Here is a 16,230-nt window from a genome sequence, read left to right on the forward strand (position 1 = left end):
GGAGGGGGGGTCGCCACACCGGCATCCCTTGCCGAGCTCCCCCTCCACCATGCTTCGCATGGTACCCCTCCCCGTTCCGGGGAGGATCTCTTCCGATCCAACACGGCTGAACCCATGACCCACCAGTTCGACCTCACCGACGACCAGCGCCAGATCCAGGAGATGGCGCAGAAGTTCACCGCCGATGCGATCACCCCGCATGCGGCCGAGTGGGACGAGAAGCACGTCTTCCCGCGCGACACGATCAGGGCCGCCGCCGAGCTCGGCTTCGCGGCGATCTACGTGTCCGAGGAATCGGGCGGCATCGGCCTCGGCCGGCTGGAGTCCGCGCTGATCTTCGAGGCGATGGCCTATGGCTGTCCGTCGACCAGTGCGTTCATCTCGATCCACAACATGGCCGCCTGGATGATCGATCGCTTCGGCGCGCAGGCGGTGAAGGACAAGTATCTCCCCAGCCTCGTCACCATGGACCGGCTCGCCAGCTACTGCCTCACCGAACCCGGCTCGGGCTCGGACGCCGCGGCGCTCAAGACGCGGGCGGTCCGCGACGGCGACCATTATGTCGTCAGCGGCACCAAGCAGTTCATTTCGGGCGGCGGTGAGAACGACCTCTATGTCACCATGGTCCGCACCGGCGAGGACGGCCCGAAGGGCATCTCGGCGCTGGTGATCGAGAAGGACATGGCGGGCGTCAGCTTCGGCGCGCAGGAGCGCAAGCTCGGCTGGCATTCGCAGCCCACCGCCCAGGTGAACTTCGACTCCGTCCGCGTGCCGGTCGAGAACCTGATCGGCAGCGAAGGCGAGGGCTTCCGCATCGCGATGATGGGGCTGGACGGCGGCCGGCTCAACATCGGCGCCTGCTCGCTGGGCGGGGCGCAGCGCTGCCTCGACGAGGCGGTGCGCTACACCCAGGAACGCAAGCAGTTCGGCAAGGCGATCGCCGAGTTCCAGAACACCCAGTTCACCCTCGCCGACATGGCGACCGAGCTGGAGGCCGCGCGCGCGCTGCTCTACCTCGCCGCCGCAAAGGTGACCGCAGGTACGCCGGACAAGACCCGCTTCGCCGCGATGGCCAAGCGACTCGCCACCGACACCGGCTCGGCGGTGGTTGACCGCGCGCTGCAGCTGCACGGCGGCTATGGATACCTCATGGACTATCCGATCGAACGCTTCTGGCGCGACCTGCGCGTCCATTCGATCCTCGAGGGCACCAACCAGGTGATGCGGATGATCGTCGGCCGCGATCTGCTGAAGGATTGAGGCGGAAAATGCTTTCCTACAGCACCGCGTTTATGCTTTGTTCGCCCCTGTCCGGCGCGCGGACCAGGAAGGAAGCCGGGTTGATGTCGCTTTCCCGGAACTTTCGGAACTTTCGCCCCCAGATCCTCCCCGGCACGGGGAGGGGGACCGCGCGGCGCAGCCGCGTGGTGGAGGGGGGCCGCCACACCGGATTTCCTTGCTGCGCTCCCCCTCCACCATGCTGCGCATGGTCCCCCTCCCCGTTCCGGGGAGGATTTTGCTGATGGACATCCTCACCGCCATCGACGGTCCCGTCGCCCGTCTCCGTCTCAACCGCCCCAAGGCCCTCCACGCGCTCGACACCGCGATGTGCCAGGCGATGCTCGACGCGCTCGACGCCTGGGAGAAGGATGACGCCGTCCACATCGTCCTGCTCGACCATGCCGAGGGCCGCGGCTTCTGCGCCGGCGGCGACATCCGCATGATCGCGACCAGCGGCGCGAGCGACGGCACGCAAGCGGCGGACTTCTTCCGCACCGAATACCGGCTCAACCACCGGCTGTTCACCTATCCCAAGCCGATCGTCGCCTTCGCCGACGGTATCGTGATGGGCGGCGGCGTCGGCATCTCGCAGCCGGCGCGCTACCGGGTCGCGACCGAGAACACCAGGTTCGCCATGCCCGAGACCGGCATCGGCCTGTTCCCGGACGTCGGCGGCGGCTGGTATCTCTCGCGGCTGCCGGGGCGGATGGGCGAGTATCTGGCGCTGACCGGCCACCGGCTCGACGGCGCCGAATGCCTCGCGCTCGGCCTCGCCACCCACTATTTGCCGGCCGAGGCGCTGGCCTCCGCCAAGGCGCAGATCACCACTGCGCCGGACAAGGCGCTGGCGATCCTCGACGACCTGTCGATCGAGCCGCCGATCGCCGAGATCCTCGCCCACTATGCCGATATCGACCGGCTGTTCGCGGGCGACACCGTGGAAGCCATCTTCGCCGCGCTCGACGCCGAGGACAGCGAATGGGCCGCCGCGACGCTCGCCACGCTGCGCAGCAAGTCCCCGCAGGCCTGCAAGGTTTCGCTGCGCATCGTCCACGAGGGCCGCAATATGCCCGATTTCGCAGCGGAAATGGCGCAGGAATATGCCGTCGCCAGCCGCGTCTGCCGCCTGCCCGATTTCGCCGAGGGGGTGCGCGCGGTGATCGTCGACAAGGACAATGCGCCGCGCTGGTCGCCTTCTACCCCGGAAGCGGTGGACAGCGCCGCGATCGATGCCATCTTCGCCCCCCTGCCGCCCGCGCAGGCTTGGGCGCCCTGAACGGAGAACGCCATGTCTTCCTACGAAACCCTTCTCGTCGAGCAGCGCGGCGCGGTGACGCTGATCACGCTCAACCGGCCCAAGGCGCTGAATGCGCTCAACAGCCAGATGCTGACCGAACTGCTCGAGGTGATGCGCGCCTTCGATGCCGATCCGTCGCAGGGCTGCGCGGTGCTCACCGGCAGCGAGAAGGCCTTCGCCGCCGGCGCCGACATCAAGGAGATGCAGGCACAGGGCTTCGCCGACATGTACGGCCATGACTTCTTCGCCGGCTGGGACGCCTTCACCCGCACCCGCAAGCCGATCCTCGCGGCGGTATCTGGCTATGCGCTGGGCGGCGGCTGCGAAGTGGCGATGATGTGCGACTTCATCCTGGCGGCAGACACGGCGAAGTTCGGCCAGCCCGAGATCAAGCTGGGCGTCTCGCCGGGCATGGGCGGCTCGCAGCGGCTGACGCGTGCGGTTGGCAAGGCCAAGGCGATGGAAATGTGCCTCACCGGCCGGATGATGGACGCCGCCGAAGCCGAACGCGCCGGGCTGGTCAGCCGCATCCTGCCTGCCGCCGAACTGGTCGAGGAAGCGGTGCAGACCGCCGCGACGATCGCCGCGATGCCGCCGCTGGCGGTGAAGGCCAACAAGGAGATGGTCAACGCGGCGTTCGAGACGAGCCTCGCGCAGGGCGTGCAGTTCGAGCGCCGCCTGTTCCACGCGCTGTTCGGCACCGAGGACCAGCAGGAAGGCATGACCGCGTTCGTCGAGAAGCGTCCGGGGAACTGGACCGGGCGTTGAGGCACTGAACCACTCCCCCTCCCGCACGCGGGAGGGGGCCGGGGGGTGGGCCCCCGGCATCCGCGACACCATCGCTTGTGGAGAGGGAGCGCCCACCCCCAGCCCCTCCCGCAAGCGGGAGGGGAGTACCTGAATGGCACGCGTAGCATTTATCGGCCTCGGCAACATGGGCGGCGGGATGGCGGCGAACCTCGCCAAGGCCGGCCACGACGTCCGCGCCTTCGATCTGTCCGCCGAAGCACTGGAGCGCGCGAGGAAGGCCGGCTGCCTGCCCGCCGCCAATGCCGCCGAGGCGATCGCCGGCGCCGAGGCGGTCGTCACCATGCTGCCCGCCGGCGCCCATGTGGAGGCGCTCTACACCGAGACGCTGCTCGACCATGCCGAGGCCGGTGCGATCCTGATCGACTGCTCGACGATCGACGTCGCCACCGCCCGCCGCGTCGCCGAAGCCGCGACCCAGCGCGGGCTGCTCGCGGTCGACGCGCCGGTGTCGGGCGGGATCGCCGCGGCGACGGCCGGCACGCTCACCTTCATGGTCGGCGGCGCGGTGGCGGCGTTCGAGCGCGCCGAGCCGTTCCTCGAGGACATGGGCAAGGCCGTCATCCATGCCGGCGCCAGCGGCGCGGGCCAGGCGGCGAAGATCTGCAACAACATGATCCTCGGCGCGACGATGGTGGCGACCTGCGAGGCCTTCGCGCTCGCCGAGAAACTGGGGCTCGACCAGCAGCGCTTCTTCGACATCGCCTCGGTCTCCTCGGGCCAGAGCTGGTCGATGACGAGCTATTGCCCGGTCCCCGGCGTCGGCCCGGAAACCCCAGCGGATCGCGACTATCAGGGCGGGTTCGCAGCACCCCTGATGCTCAAGGACCTCAAGCTGGCGCTGGAAGCCGCGGCGAGCGTCGGCGCGCAGGTGCCGATGGGCGAACGCGCCGAGCAGCTCTACGCCGCGTTCGTCGCAGGCGAAGGCGCAGGGCTCGATTTTTCGGGGATCATCAAGACGCTGCGGTGAGGGGGCTCATTGGCTACACCGCTTCCGCACCTACCGCGTCATCCCCGCGCAGGCGGGGATCCATTTGCCAGGACGGTTCGGCGCCTTCCGCGACGCACAGGCCAATGGATCCCCGCCTGCGCGGGGATGACGGTAGGCGGATGGCGAGCGAGCCCCTCACCCGCGCTTGGCCCGGCTCGCCAGTAGATCCTGGGTCAGGACCTGCGGCAGCACCTCGGGGGCGTCCTGTCCCGGCTTGTACCAGAGGTATAGCGGCACCCCGGCGCGGTTATGCGCCTCGATGAATCGGCCGAGCGTCGCGTCGCCACTGGTCCAGTCGCCGACCAGCACCGCGACCTTGCCGTCCGCCAGCGCCCGCTCGACCGCGGCGGTCTCGATTACCGCCTTCTCGTTGACCTTGCAGGTGAGGCACCAGTCGGCGGTGAAATAGGCAAACACCGGCCGGCCCTGCGCCCGCAGTTCGGCGAGGCGGGCCTCGCTGAACGGCTCGGCCCCGGCCATGGCGGCGGGTGCGCTCGCCGCGACCGGGCGGACCAGCGCCACGCCGCCCAGCGCCAGCAGCACCAGCGGCAGCGCCGGCAGCCAGGCGCGGCTCCGTCCCCTCGCCTGCCGAGCCCCCGCCCACCACAGGCCTAGCGTCGCCAGCAGCGTCGCGGCGAGCCCGATCGTCATGCCGTCGACGCCTGCCTGCTTGCCCAGCACCCAGGCAAGCGCCAGCGCGGTGAGGAACATCGGGACCGACAGGATGTGCCGCATCGTCGCCATCCAGGCACCCGGCTTGGGCAGCCTGCGCCGGAACGCCGGGACGAAGCCGAGCAGCAGGAAGGGCAGCGCGATGCCGAGCCCCAGCCCGCCGAAGATCGCCAGCCCGGCGAACCAGGGCAGTACCAGCGCCGCGCCCAGTGCGGAGGCCATGAACGGCCCGGTGCACGGCGTGGCGATGAACGCCGCCAGCGCCCCGGTGGCGAACGCACCGCCATGCCCCGTGCTCGCCGCACGGTTGACGAAGGCCGGCGTGGTGATCTCGAACAGCCCGGCCAGGTTGAAGGCGATGGCCGCAACCAGCAGCAGCAGCACCAGGATGACGCGCGGATCCTGCAGCTGGAACGCCCAGCCCACCGTCGCCCCCGCCGCGCGCAGCCCGAGCAGCAACCCGCCCAGCGCGAGGCACACCGCCACCACGCCTGCGGTATAGGCAAGCGCCTCGGCCCGCGGGCTGCCTTCGTCGTTATTCGCCTTGGCGAGGCTCAACGCCTTGAGGCTGAGGATCGGGAAGACGCAGGGCATGACGTTGAGGATCAGCCCGCCCAGCACCGCTGCGAAGAAGGCGCCGATCGCCGCCAGCCACAGCGTCGCCGCCGGCTTGGCCGCCGCAACGGTGCCAGGCTTGGCGGTGACCAGGAGCCCCTGCCCGTCGATCGCCAGCACGCCTTCCAGCGCCACCGGTGCGGCGCGGGCCTTGGTTTCGAGCACCAGCCGGTCGCCATCACGGGTGACCGCCTGCGGTGCGGCATAGTCGACGGCATTGGCGGTCAGCGGATAGAAATACACGTCCTTCGCAGTCGCCCCCGCCGGATAGGGCACCGCGATCCGCAGCGTGCCGCCCTCCGCCTGGAACGTCGCCGGCATGCTCAGCGGCTTGGGCAGCTTCGCCCGCCAGCCATCGAACTTTGCCCGCGCCGCTGGGTCGATCGCACCATCGCCGATGGTGAGGCTCGTCTCCAGCTCGGCCTTTTCCGGCACGCACAGCGTATCGGTGCACACGAGGTAATCGAGCTTCAACTTCACCGGCAGCACGCCCCTGGCATCCGCCGGGATATGCAGCGTCGTCAGCCGGACGAAGGTGCCTTCGTACACATAGTTCATCAGCCCGGCGATCAGCAGCCGCTGCGGCACCGGATAGCGAAACGCATCGGCGGCGGCCCCCGCCGGCAAAGTCCAGTGCGCCTCGGCCGGCAGGCCCGCATCGCCAGGATTCTGCCAATAGGCGTGCCATTTCGGATCGGGCGTCGAGACCAGCGCCAGGCTAACGTCGCTCCCCGCTTTGGGGTTCGCCGTTTCGGCCACCAACTCGCTGCGGACATGGGGACCCTTGGCGAATCCTTGCGCCATTGCGGGCACCCCGTGGCCGAGGAGCAGCAGGAGCGACATCAAAGCGAAACGGAGCTGGGCCATGGCGCCGTCCTTGCCCAGTTCGCCCCGTTCGACAATAGCTGGGTGTACCAACGTCCACCCGTGCCCGGAGCCGGCCCGAATGAAACTGCTTGCCCCCCTTGCCGCCCTAGCGCTGGCTGCCTCCCCTGCCCTCGCCCAGCAGAGCGCGCCTGCGCCTGCCGTGCCGGCCACCCCGCCCAAGCTGGTGGTGGTGATCTCGGTTGACCAGTTTTCGGCCGATCTGTTCGCCGAATATCGTGCGCAGTTCACCGGCGGCTTCGCGCGGTTGATGGCCGGCGCCGTCTTCCCCTCGGGCTATCAGAGCCATGCCGCGACCGAGACCTGCCCGGGCCATTCGACGATCCTCACCGGCGATCACCCGGCGCGCACCGGCATCATCGCCAATGACTGGATCAGCTTCGCTGCGCCGCGCGCCGACAAGACGGTCTATTGCGCCGAGGACGAGTCCGTGCCGGGCAGCGATTCGAACCACTACACCGTTTCCGACAAGCATCTGAAGGTGCCGACGCTGGGCGAGTGGATGAAGCAGGCCGATCCGCAGTCGCGCGTCGTCTCAGTCGCAGGCAAGGACCGGGCCGCGGTGATGATGGGCGGCCACAAGGTCGACGAGCTCTGGTGGTGGGACGGCAAGGCGTTCGTGTCCTATGCCGGCCGCACCGCGCCCGAGGCGGTCACCCGGATCAACGCCGCGACCACCGCGCGCATCGCCGAGGCACAGCCCGCGCTCGACCTGCCGGCGTTCTGCGCCCCCCGCAGCCGCGCCATTCCGCTCGGCGGCAACAAGACCGTCGGCGACGGCCGCTTCGCGCGCGCTGCCGGCGACGGCCGGGCGTTCCGCGTCTCGCCCGAGTTCGACGATGCAGTGCTGGCGCTTGGCGCCAAGCTCGCCACCGACATGAAGCTCGGCCAGCAGGGCCATACCGACCTGCTGATCCTCGGTGCTTCGGCAACGGATTATGTCGGCCACAGCTATGGCACCGAAGGCAGCGAGATGTGCCTGCAACTGCTCTCGCTCGACCAGACGCTGGGCCGGCTGTTCGACGCGCTGGATCGCACCGGGGTCGACTATCAGGTCGTGCTGACCGCCGACCATGGCGGCCATGACCTGCCCGAGCGCCACCGCGAACATGCCGCGCCCACCGAGCAGCGCATCACCGCCGATGTCACCACCACCAGCATCAGCCGCGCGCTGGCGGGCAAGCTGGGGCTGACCGGCCCGGTGCTGGTCGGCGGCCCGGCGGGCGACGTGTATGTCAGCCCCTCGGTCCCGCAGGCCAAGCGTGCGGCGGTACTGGCCGAGGCGGTGAAGCTCTACACTGCGAACCCGCAGGTGCAGGCGGTGTTCACCCGCGCCCAGATCGAGGCGACGCCGATCGTCCATACCCCGCCCGAGACCTGGAGCCTGATCGAGCGCGCCCGCGCCTCCTATGATGCGCAGCGTTCGGGCGACCTAATCGTCGCGCTGAAGCCACGGGTGACGCCGATCCTCGATCCGGTGGGCGGCTATGTCGCGACGCATGGCAGCTTCTGGGACTATGACCGCCGCGTGCCGATCCTGTTCTGGCGCAAGGGCATGACCGGCTTCGAGCAGCCGCTGTCGGTGGAGACGATCGACATCGCGCCCACGCTGGCCGCGCTGATCAAGGTGCCGGTGCCGGTGGCGATCGACGGGCGCTGCCTGGATCTCGATGCGGGTGCGGCGGATAGCTGCAAGTGATCAAATCCTCCCCGGCACGGGGAGGGGGACCAAGACGCGCAGCGGCTTGGTGGAGGGGGAGCGCAGCGAGGGAGTCCGGTGCGGAGAGCCCCCTCCACCACCGCCTTCGGCGGCGGTCCCCCTCCCCGTGCCGGGGAGGATCTTAGCGCTTCTCGAACGCGCGCATGCCGGTGAGCCGGTTGTTCGCCACCGTGATCCGCCCGCCGGAGAGGTCCGCCACGAACGCCGGGTTGGCCGGTGCCCCCGGCGCAAGACCGGCGATATTTTCCTCCACCCGCAGCCCGTCGGTCGGATAGGTCCGCGCCTCCGCCGCGACGACGATCAGCCCCGAGCGGTTCTCCTTCGCGGCCCCTTGCACGAACATGTTCTGCGCGATGACCCCCGTGCCGCCTTCGGAAAGGTCGATCATGTAGTTGGTCTTCCGCCCCGCGCTGTCGTCGAAGCTGTTGCCGGTGATCGCCACCCGGCGCGCGCGCAGCTTCACATAGTGCCCGCCGGTCCCGCGCTCGAAGCGGCTATGGGTGATCGTCACCAGCCCGTCGACCGACAGATACACCGAATGCGCGCAGTTGGGCGATTCGTCGCATTGGCCCAGCCCGGCGAAGCTCGAGCGATCGATGGTGATGCTGCGCACCGTCGGGTGCCCGCCGCCCAGGATGCCCTCCTGGCTGTCGAGAAAGGTCGAGCGGGTGACGGTCAGGTCGCCCATCTCGATGCGGATCCCCGCGCCGTTGCCGTCGCGCACGCGGAACTTCCGGAAGACGACGCCGTCCACCGTCGCCCCGCGTCCGCGCAGCACGAACGCCGCCTTGTCCTCGCACACGGTCCGCTCGAAGATCGCGGCGCCCGGCCGCACCGCCTTGTAGGTGATCCGCCCGGCCGCCTGCACCACGCACTGGTGGTAGGTGCCCGGTGCGATCAGGATCGTCGCGGTGCCGTCGCGCACCGTGGCGACCGCCGCGTCGAGCGTGGCAAAGCCCTGCCCCGTCTCGGCAATGGTGAAGGGCATGGCGACGGCGGCGAGGGCGAGCGGGAGCGACATCGCCGCGATCATGCCAGCCGCCGGTTAAAAATCCGCAGCGCGCAATCTTGCAACATTCTCGGCTTGTGCGCCGCAACGAAGCATTGCAGCATGCATCCAATCGGACACTCGGGCATTTGGGAGCTTCGATGGGATCACTGGAGGCGTTCGACGAGATTTGGGGGCATGGCGGTCCGGAAGCGCCGCGCGCGGCGTTCACCGCACTGTCGCAATGGATTGCGGACACGCCCCCCGAAGAGCTGCAACGCCGCCAGCAATCCGCCGAAGCCGCCTTCCGCCAGCTGGGCATCACCTTCGCCGTCTATGGCGAAAGCGACGCCGCCGAGCGCATCATCCCCTTCGACATCGTGCCACGCCTGTTCCTGCGCCACGAATGGGAGACGTTGAGCGAAGGGCTGGTCCAGCGTGTGGAGGTGATCAACGCCTTCCTCGAAGACATTTACGGCGCGCGCCGCATCCTCGACGAAGGCATCATCCCGCCCGAATTGATCCTGCGCAACGAGCAGTTTCGCCCCGAAGTCGCCGGCATCCGCCCGCCGCACGGGGTATGGGCGCATATTTGCGGGATCGACCTGGTGCGCACCGGCGCGGACGAATTCTACGTGCTGGAGGACAATGCCCGCACGCCCTCCGGCGTCTCCTACATGCTGGAGAATCGCGAGGCGATGATCCGGCTCTGCCCCGAGCTGTTCCGCGATTTCCGCGTGGCACCCGTCGACAGCTATCCGGACATGCTGCTGGAGACGATGCGCTCGGTAGCACCCTCGGGCCGGGCGCGGCCGGTGTGCGTCGTGCTGACGCCGGGGCATTTCAACTCGGCCTATTACGAGCACAGCTTCCTCGCCGATTCGATGGGGGTCGAGCTGGTCGAGGCGGCCGATCTCGTGGTCGACGACGACGTCGTCTATATGGAGACGATCGCCGGCCGGGTGCGTGTGGACGTGATCTACCGCCGCATCGACGACGACTTCCTCGATCCCCTGGTGTTCAAGCCGGACTCGCTGCTCGGCGTGCCGGGGCTGATCGCCGCGTACCGCGCGGGCAATGTCGCGCTGCTCAACGCGCCGGGCAACGGCATCGCCGACGACAAGGCGATCTACAGCTACATGCCCGAGATCGTCCGCTTCTACTCGGGCGGCGAGGCCAAGCTGCCCAATGTCGAGACTTGGCGCTGCCGCGAGCCCCAGGCGCTCAAGTACGTGCTCGAGCATCTGCCCGAGCTGGTGGTGAAGCTGGTCGACGGATCGGGCGGCTATGGCATGCTGGTGGGGCCGACCGCTACGAAGGAGCAGATCGAGACCTTCCGCGCCGCGCTGATCGCCGAGCCGCACCGCTATATCGCGCAGCCTACCCTCGCGCTCTCCACCGTGCCGACACTGACCGAAAAGGGCCTTGCGCCGCGCCATGTCGACTTCCGCCCCTTCGTGCTGACGGGCAGCGACAAGGTGCGCGTCGTCCCCGGCGGCCTCACCCGTGTGGCACTGCGCGAGGGATCGCTGGTGGTCAACTCCAGCCAGGGCGGCGGCACCAAGGATAGTTTCGTGCTGCTGGGGGATGCGGCATGAGGGCGGTGCTCTTCTTCAATCCTCCCCGGAACGGGGAGGGGGACCATGCGAAGCATGGTGGAGGGGGATCGCAGCGAGCAATGCCCTTGCGGAGCCCCCCCTCCACCACCGCCTGCGGCGGCGGTCCCCCTCCCCGTGCCGGGGAGGATCTGAAGGCCCTAACTCGGGAAGCATGCCCATGCTGATGCTCTCCCGCACCGCCGCCGCGCTCTACTGGCTCGGCCGCTATGTCGAGCGCGCGGACTTCATCGCGCGGCTCGTGGAAGCGACGATCCGCCTCGACGCGCTTTCCGCCCGCCCCGCCGGGGAAGCCGCGTGGCAGAGCGCGCTCACCGTCAGCTACACCGACGAGCTCTTCGCCGCGACCGGCCACCCCGCCACCCAGGCGCATGTCGCGCGGTTCCTGACGCTGGAGGCCGACAACCCCGGCTCAATCACCCGCTGCCTGGAGATGGCGCGCAACAACGCCCGCGCGGTGCGCACCGCGCTCACCCGCGAGGCCTGGACCGCGATCAACCGCGCCTGGTGGCTGTTCGCCAACCGCGCTTCTACCGGCGGCGCCACCGAGACACTCAACCTGGTCGAGCAGGTCAAGGGCGAGACGCGCGGCTTCGAGGGTGCGATTCACCGCATGATGCGCAACGAGGCGACGCTGCTGATCCAGCTCGGCGCCGCGATCGAGCGGGCGGACAACACCGCGCGGCTGGTCGACGTCAAATACCATCTGCTGCTGCCGGCGGGCGAAAGCGTCGGCGGCGCGGTGGATCGCGACCAGTGGACGACGATCCTCCAGACCGTTTCCGCGGTCACCGCCTATCGCTGGCTTTATTCGGAGGGGCTGCGGCCGGACAACGTCATCGACCTGCTGGTCAGCCGCGCCGAGCTGCCGCGCAGCCTGGCGGCCTGCGTCGAGGAAAGCGTGATGCTGCTCAGCCAGCTCGCCAAGCGCACCGGCCTCCAGGGCGAGGCCGATCGCATGGCCCGCGCCCGGCTCGCCCGCGTCCAGAAGGCGCGCACGCCCGACATCATCGTTGGTGGCCTGCACGAATATCTTGAGCGTTTCATCACCGAGAACGCGCTGCTGGACGGCGCGATCGCTCGCCAGTTCCGGTTCCTCTGATGCGCATCGCCGTCGAACATCGCTCCATCTACCGCTTCACCCAGCCCCAGGCACGGATCGTGCAGATGCTGCGCCTGACCCCGTGCGACACGCAGCATCAGACGGTGGTGAGCTGGATGGTGGGCGTCGATTGCGACGCGCGTCTGCGCGACGCGGTGGACGGCTATGGCAATGCCGTGACGATGCTCTATGCCGAAGGACCGATCGAGACGATCGAAGTCGCGGTCACCGGTGAGGTGCTGACTCAGGATAACGCCGGCGTGCTGCGCGGCACCGCCGAGCCGCTGCCGCCCGCCCTGTTCCTGCGCACCACGCCCCGCACCGCACCGAGCCCTGCGCTCGCCGCGTTCGCAGCGGACGTCAGTGCGGGTACCGCGGATCCGATCGAGAAGCTCCACCGGCTCAACCAGGCGCTGCACGCCCGTTTCCGCTGCGTGCCCGACGTGCCGGACACGGGCCTGACCGCAGCGGAGGCCTTTGCCGGCAAGGCCGAGGCCTCGCGCGACGTTGCGCAGATGTTCGTAGCCGCCGCGCGGACTCTGGAGGCCCCGGCCCGCTACGTCTCCGGCTATCACCTGAACGATACCCAGCAATGCGCGCCGCACGCCTGGTGCGAGGCCTGGCTGCGAGGGCTGGGCTGGGTAGCGTTCGATCCCGTCACCGGCATGTCGCCCGACGACGGCTATGTGCGGGTTGCGGTAGGGCTTGATTCAGAAGGTGCCGCCGCCGTCGCCGGCCACCGCATCGGGCATGGCGAGGAACAACTCGCCGTCGATCTGCATGTCGATCGGCTGGGGAACGAAGAATAAACTTCCCCGCTGGGAGGGAAATTCAGAGTCACCGCCGATGCATCGGCACCTGAACGACGAGCAGTGTTTCGGCCGGATGCGACGCCCTGCCCCCAGGAGGAGGAGCGCGGCCCTCTCAGGCGAGCGTCGCCGCCATTGCAGTCGGCATGGCGCCAACCGCGTTCTCGTCGTCGAGCAGCGACCAGCCCGTCGGCCCCAGCACTTCGATCGGGCGGTAGCGCGTCTTGTATGCCATGCGCGCGCTACCCTTCACCCAATAACCCAGATAGACATAGGGCAGCCCCGCCGCGCGCGCACGCAGGATGTGGTCCATGATGATGTAGTTGCCCATCCCCGGGCGCGCCTCGTCATCGGTGACGAAGAAGCTGTAGATCATCGACAGGCCGTCGCCCTGCTGATCGGTGATGCACGCGCCGACCAGCCGGCCGCGCTCGCCGTTCACCGATGGCTCGCGATATTCAACGACGTAGGAACTGACCGGCGACTGTTCGACCATATCGGCAAAGTCGCTCTCATCCATCGCCGCCATGCCCCCCCCGGGGTGGCGCGAATCGAGGTAGCGCTTGAGCAGCTCGTACTGTTCGCCCGTGGCCCAGGGCTTGCAGGCGGTAACCTCGAGGTCGCCATAGCGCTTGAGCAGCTTGCGCTGGGTAGCGTTGGGCTGGAAGCCCTCCGTGACCACGCGAACCGAAGCGCAGGCGGTGCAGCCCGCGCAGCTCGGCCGATAGGCGACTGACTGGCTGCGGCGAAAGCCGATGCGGCTCAGCGCGTCATTCAACTCGCCGGCATGCTGGCCGGAGAGTTCGGTGAAGATCTTCCGTTCCTGACGGCCGGGAAGGTACGGGCAGGGCGACGGGCTTGTCACGAAGAAACGCGGGAATCGAGATAATGCGGTCACCGCTCAGCCGTCCTCTGCTCCATCGGGCCGTCCCGATCGGCCCCTCTTACGCCGTTATGGGGTTGGATTTGGATGATGAAAAGCGCGTTTACCATCAATCGGGGCCATTCCCGCGCGGTCTGGTTTCCCGAGTGACGCGGAACGGGACGATTCGACCCCATGGTAACCATCTATCGTCGCGAGGCGGCACCGCGCACGGGCGCGAATGCCATACCGCTTCCCGGGCGCACAGCCCGCGACTCGATTCGCGCCGCGTTGGTCAGCAGCCGATCGGGCCGAGCCCCAATGCGTCCAGTGCCTGGTCGACGCCGTCTTCCGCCCGGATCGCCGCCCCCGCCCGGCGCGCACGTCCGGCGATCGCGGAATCCGCCAGCAGCCGCGAGATCGCCGTCGCCGCGCGCCTACCCGTGTAGCGCCGCTTGGGCAGCGCCATGCCAAGTCCGGCGCGCACGATCCGCGCGGCATTGTCGAACTGGTCGCCGAAAATCGGGCAGACGAGCTGCGGCACGCCGGCGCGGATCGCCTGGCCGGTGGTGCCGATGCCGCCATGGCCGATCACCGCGGCGGCGCGCGGGAAAAGCTGGGAGTGCGGAGCGTAGCCCTCAATGAGCACGGTGTCCGTGCCAAGGTGCCGGTGCTGCGCCAGCAGATCCTCCCCCACCAGCAGCACCGCGCGTCGTCCCAGCCTGCGCGCCGCCTCGACACTGGCTGCGTAGAAGCCGTCCTCGGCATAGACCGCCATGCTGCCCAGCGTGAAGACGAGCGGCGGCGGTCCCGCCTCAAGAAAGCGCTGCAACGCGTCGGACAGCCCTTGCCCCGCGAATCCGCCATCATAGAAGACGAAGCCGGTCTGCCGGAAGCTCGACGGTGCGTCGCCGGGCGCGGGTGCGAAGGGCGGTGACCACAGCCCGATCGCGCAGTCCACCGCCAAAGGTCCGGCGAGCAGTTCGTTGCCTGCGAAGGGCGGCGCGCCGGCGGCTTCGCGCATCGTGGCGAACGGCCGCAGCCCCGCCGCATAGCGCCGCTCGGCCGCGCGCAGCAGCGGCCGCACCGCGCCCGCGCCGAACCAGCGCCGCAGCGTGACCAGCAGCGTCTCACCCCGCGTCAGCACCGGCGGATCCTCGGCCGAGAGCAGGGTGATCGGCTGGAGCAGCGCCGAGGCGAGCGGCACCCCCGCCGCCTGCGCCGCGATCCGCGCATGGATCGAAAAGCTGCTGGCAAGCACGAGATCCGCGTTCGCGACCACCGGCTTCAGGTCGGCCAGCGTCACCTCCGCATAGGGAACCAGCACCCGGTTGATGATGAAATCGAAGTCGACGGCAATCGCCCGCGCGATCGCACCTTCGTCCATGCCGGTATCGGCGATCAGCTGCGCACCATCGGGACGGATGGGATGGAATTCGATACCATGCCGCTCGGCGATTCCCCGCACCGCTTCCGCACCGGCGAACACGGGCACATGCCCCCGCGCCTGCATCCCCAGCGCCAGCGCGATGAACGGGTGCACGTCGCCCAAGGTACCGAGTGTCGCCAGTAGTACGCGCATCGCATTCCCCCTTTTTGACCGGTCCCTGCGACGGCTCGGCACCCTGCCCAAGGAAACAGCGCCGCGGCCCCCGGCCACCGGCCTGATCCCCTATAATGAATGCGACGCTAATACACGTTTTTGCGGAGCAATTGTTGTGGCACCCGGCACCTTCATCGAACCCGACCTTCGCTTGGCGGACAGCCCCGACCCCAACGCCGCACTAGGCATCCCGGTATCGCACCATCACCATTATCGCTACGCCTCGCATCTCGCGGGCCGCAGCAGCATCTTCGACAGCATCATCGCGCGGCTGGGACAGCTTGACTATCCGTTCGATGACCAGTGCACGCTGCAATATTATTTCGACATCGTCCGCGTGCTGCGGGATTTTGCGGGCGAGTTCGGCCGGGTGGTTGAAGTCGGCACCTATATGGGCGGCTCGTCGGGCTTCCTCGCCGGTTGCATTAGCCGCTTCGACTATGATCTCGACCTGATCGATATCGACGCGCGCCGGCTGCGTTCGGCCTATGAGCGCGTGCGTCGCAGTTTCCCCGAATCGATCCACCGCGTCCGGATCTTCCACGGCGACCTACCGACCTATGTCGCGCGGGTGCTGGCGCAGGAGGAATCGGGGAAGGTGCTGGTCCATCACGATGGATCGCACAGCTTCAACCAAGTGGTGAAGGACATGGCTTCGTTGTTCTTCGTGCGCGACAAGCTGCTTGCCGTCATCGCGCAGGACACCAATCTGCGCGGCGGCATTCATGGCGACATCTTCGTGGATCTGGCGCTGTACGCTGTCTTCGGCAGCGAGGTACGCTATGCGCCGATCGGGACGGCCTGCGAGGCGCACGAAGCGCGTACGCGCCCCGACCCGGACACGGGACTGTACTTCCTGCCGGGCGTCCCCGAGGGGGTGGTGATACCGATGGCGAGCAACAGCTTCCACTATCCCCACCCGCATATGACGTTGGCGGAGATCCTCGGCGACAATCAGGCGGCTTCAAACACCGCCTGATTG

At 68.6% G+C, this 16,230-nt stretch carries 13 protein-coding genes; 9 read left to right on the plus strand and 4 right to left on the minus strand.

The features are described from left to right. The first annotated feature begins 114 nt into the window (after positions 1 to 114). The 4 genes from S2M10_RS04430 to mmsB all read left to right on the plus strand — a co-directional run bounded on the left by S2M10_RS04430 (position 115) and on the right by mmsB (position 4,355). Positions 115 to 1,260 (plus strand): acyl-CoA dehydrogenase family protein, encoded by a 1,146-nt coding sequence (locus S2M10_RS04430; RefSeq protein ID WP_168845030.1) that lies wholly within the window; start codon positions 115 to 117, stop codon positions 1,258 to 1,260. A 259-nt stretch (positions 1,261 to 1,519) separates the two neighbouring features. Further along, the gene (locus S2M10_RS04435; RefSeq protein WP_211090872.1) at positions 1,520 to 2,557 is read left to right on the plus strand and encodes an enoyl-CoA hydratase/isomerase family protein; all 1,038 of its coding nucleotides are present in this window, start codon (positions 1,520 to 1,522) and stop codon (positions 2,555 to 2,557) included. 12 nt (positions 2,558 to 2,569) lie between these two features. Next, positions 2,570 to 3,346, plus strand: coding sequence for an enoyl-CoA hydratase (locus S2M10_RS04440; protein ID WP_168845031.1), 777 nt, complete (start codon positions 2,570 to 2,572; stop codon positions 3,344 to 3,346). A gap of 133 nt (positions 3,347 to 3,479) precedes the next feature. Further along, on the plus strand, positions 3,480 to 4,355 hold the full coding sequence (gene mmsB, locus S2M10_RS04445) for a 3-hydroxyisobutyrate dehydrogenase (RefSeq protein ID WP_168845032.1): 876 nt from the start codon (positions 3,480 to 3,482) through the stop codon (positions 4,353 to 4,355). A 156-nt stretch (positions 4,356 to 4,511) separates the two neighbouring features. Here mmsB and S2M10_RS04450 read toward each other — a convergent pair whose 3' ends face one another. After that, complete coding sequence (locus tag S2M10_RS04450) at positions 4,512 to 6,530, minus strand: thioredoxin family protein (protein ID WP_168845033.1); 2,019 nt, start codon at positions 6,528 to 6,530, stop codon at positions 4,512 to 4,514. A 79-nt stretch (positions 6,531 to 6,609) separates the two neighbouring features. On the opposite strand from S2M10_RS04450, the gene S2M10_RS04455 reads away from it, so the two are divergent. Further along, entirely contained in the window at positions 6,610 to 8,247 is a 1,638-nt protein-coding gene (locus S2M10_RS04455; protein ID WP_168845034.1) for an alkaline phosphatase family protein, read from the plus strand. A 142-nt stretch (positions 8,248 to 8,389) separates the two neighbouring features. On the opposite strand, the gene S2M10_RS04460 is transcribed toward S2M10_RS04455, so the two are convergent. Beyond that, entirely contained in the window at positions 8,390 to 9,301 is a 912-nt protein-coding gene (locus tag S2M10_RS04460; protein ID WP_247650605.1) for a right-handed parallel beta-helix repeat-containing protein, read from the minus strand. A 116-nt stretch (positions 9,302 to 9,417) separates the two neighbouring features. On the opposite strand from S2M10_RS04460, the gene S2M10_RS04465 reads away from it, so the two are divergent. The 3 genes from S2M10_RS04465 to S2M10_RS04475 all read left to right on the plus strand — a co-directional run bounded on the left by S2M10_RS04465 (position 9,418) and on the right by S2M10_RS04475 (position 12,783). Beyond that, a complete protein-coding gene (locus S2M10_RS04465; RefSeq protein WP_168845035.1) occupies positions 9,418 to 10,854 on the plus strand; it encodes a circularly permuted type 2 ATP-grasp protein in 1,437 nt (478 codons plus the stop codon). Positions 10,855 to 11,038: 184 nt separating this feature from the next. Then, entirely contained in the window at positions 11,039 to 11,974 is a 936-nt protein-coding gene (locus S2M10_RS04470; RefSeq protein ID WP_211090873.1) for an alpha-E domain-containing protein, read from the plus strand. After that, positions 11,974 to 12,783 (plus strand): transglutaminase family protein, encoded by an 810-nt coding sequence (locus tag S2M10_RS04475; protein ID WP_168845037.1) that lies wholly within the window; start codon positions 11,974 to 11,976, stop codon positions 12,781 to 12,783. The genes S2M10_RS04470 and S2M10_RS04475 overlap by 1 nt, the downstream gene beginning before the upstream one ends. Before the next feature lie 115 nt (positions 12,784 to 12,898). On the opposite strand, the gene S2M10_RS04480 is transcribed toward S2M10_RS04475, so the two are convergent. Both S2M10_RS04480 and S2M10_RS04485 read right to left on the minus strand, forming a co-directional pair. Further along, entirely contained in the window at positions 12,899 to 13,681 is a 783-nt protein-coding gene (locus S2M10_RS04480; protein ID WP_168845038.1) for an arginyltransferase, read from the minus strand. 259 nt (positions 13,682 to 13,940) lie between these two features. After that, complete coding sequence (locus S2M10_RS04485; RefSeq protein ID WP_168845039.1) at positions 13,941 to 15,227, minus strand: glycosyltransferase; 1,287 nt, start codon at positions 15,225 to 15,227, stop codon at positions 13,941 to 13,943. A 136-nt stretch (positions 15,228 to 15,363) separates the two neighbouring features. Here S2M10_RS04485 and S2M10_RS22910 point away from each other — a divergent pair, with 136 nt between their 5' ends. Continuing rightward, on the plus strand, positions 15,364 to 16,227 hold the full coding sequence (locus S2M10_RS22910) for a class I SAM-dependent methyltransferase (protein ID WP_168845040.1): 864 nt from the start codon (positions 15,364 to 15,366) through the stop codon (positions 16,225 to 16,227). Positions 16,228 to 16,230: the final 3 nt, after the last annotated feature.

It is taken from the genome of Sphingomonas sp. S2M10, from assembly GCF_012650175.1.
In the GTDB taxonomy this organism is placed as follows: Bacteria; Pseudomonadota; Alphaproteobacteria; order Sphingomonadales; family Sphingomonadaceae; genus Sphingomonas.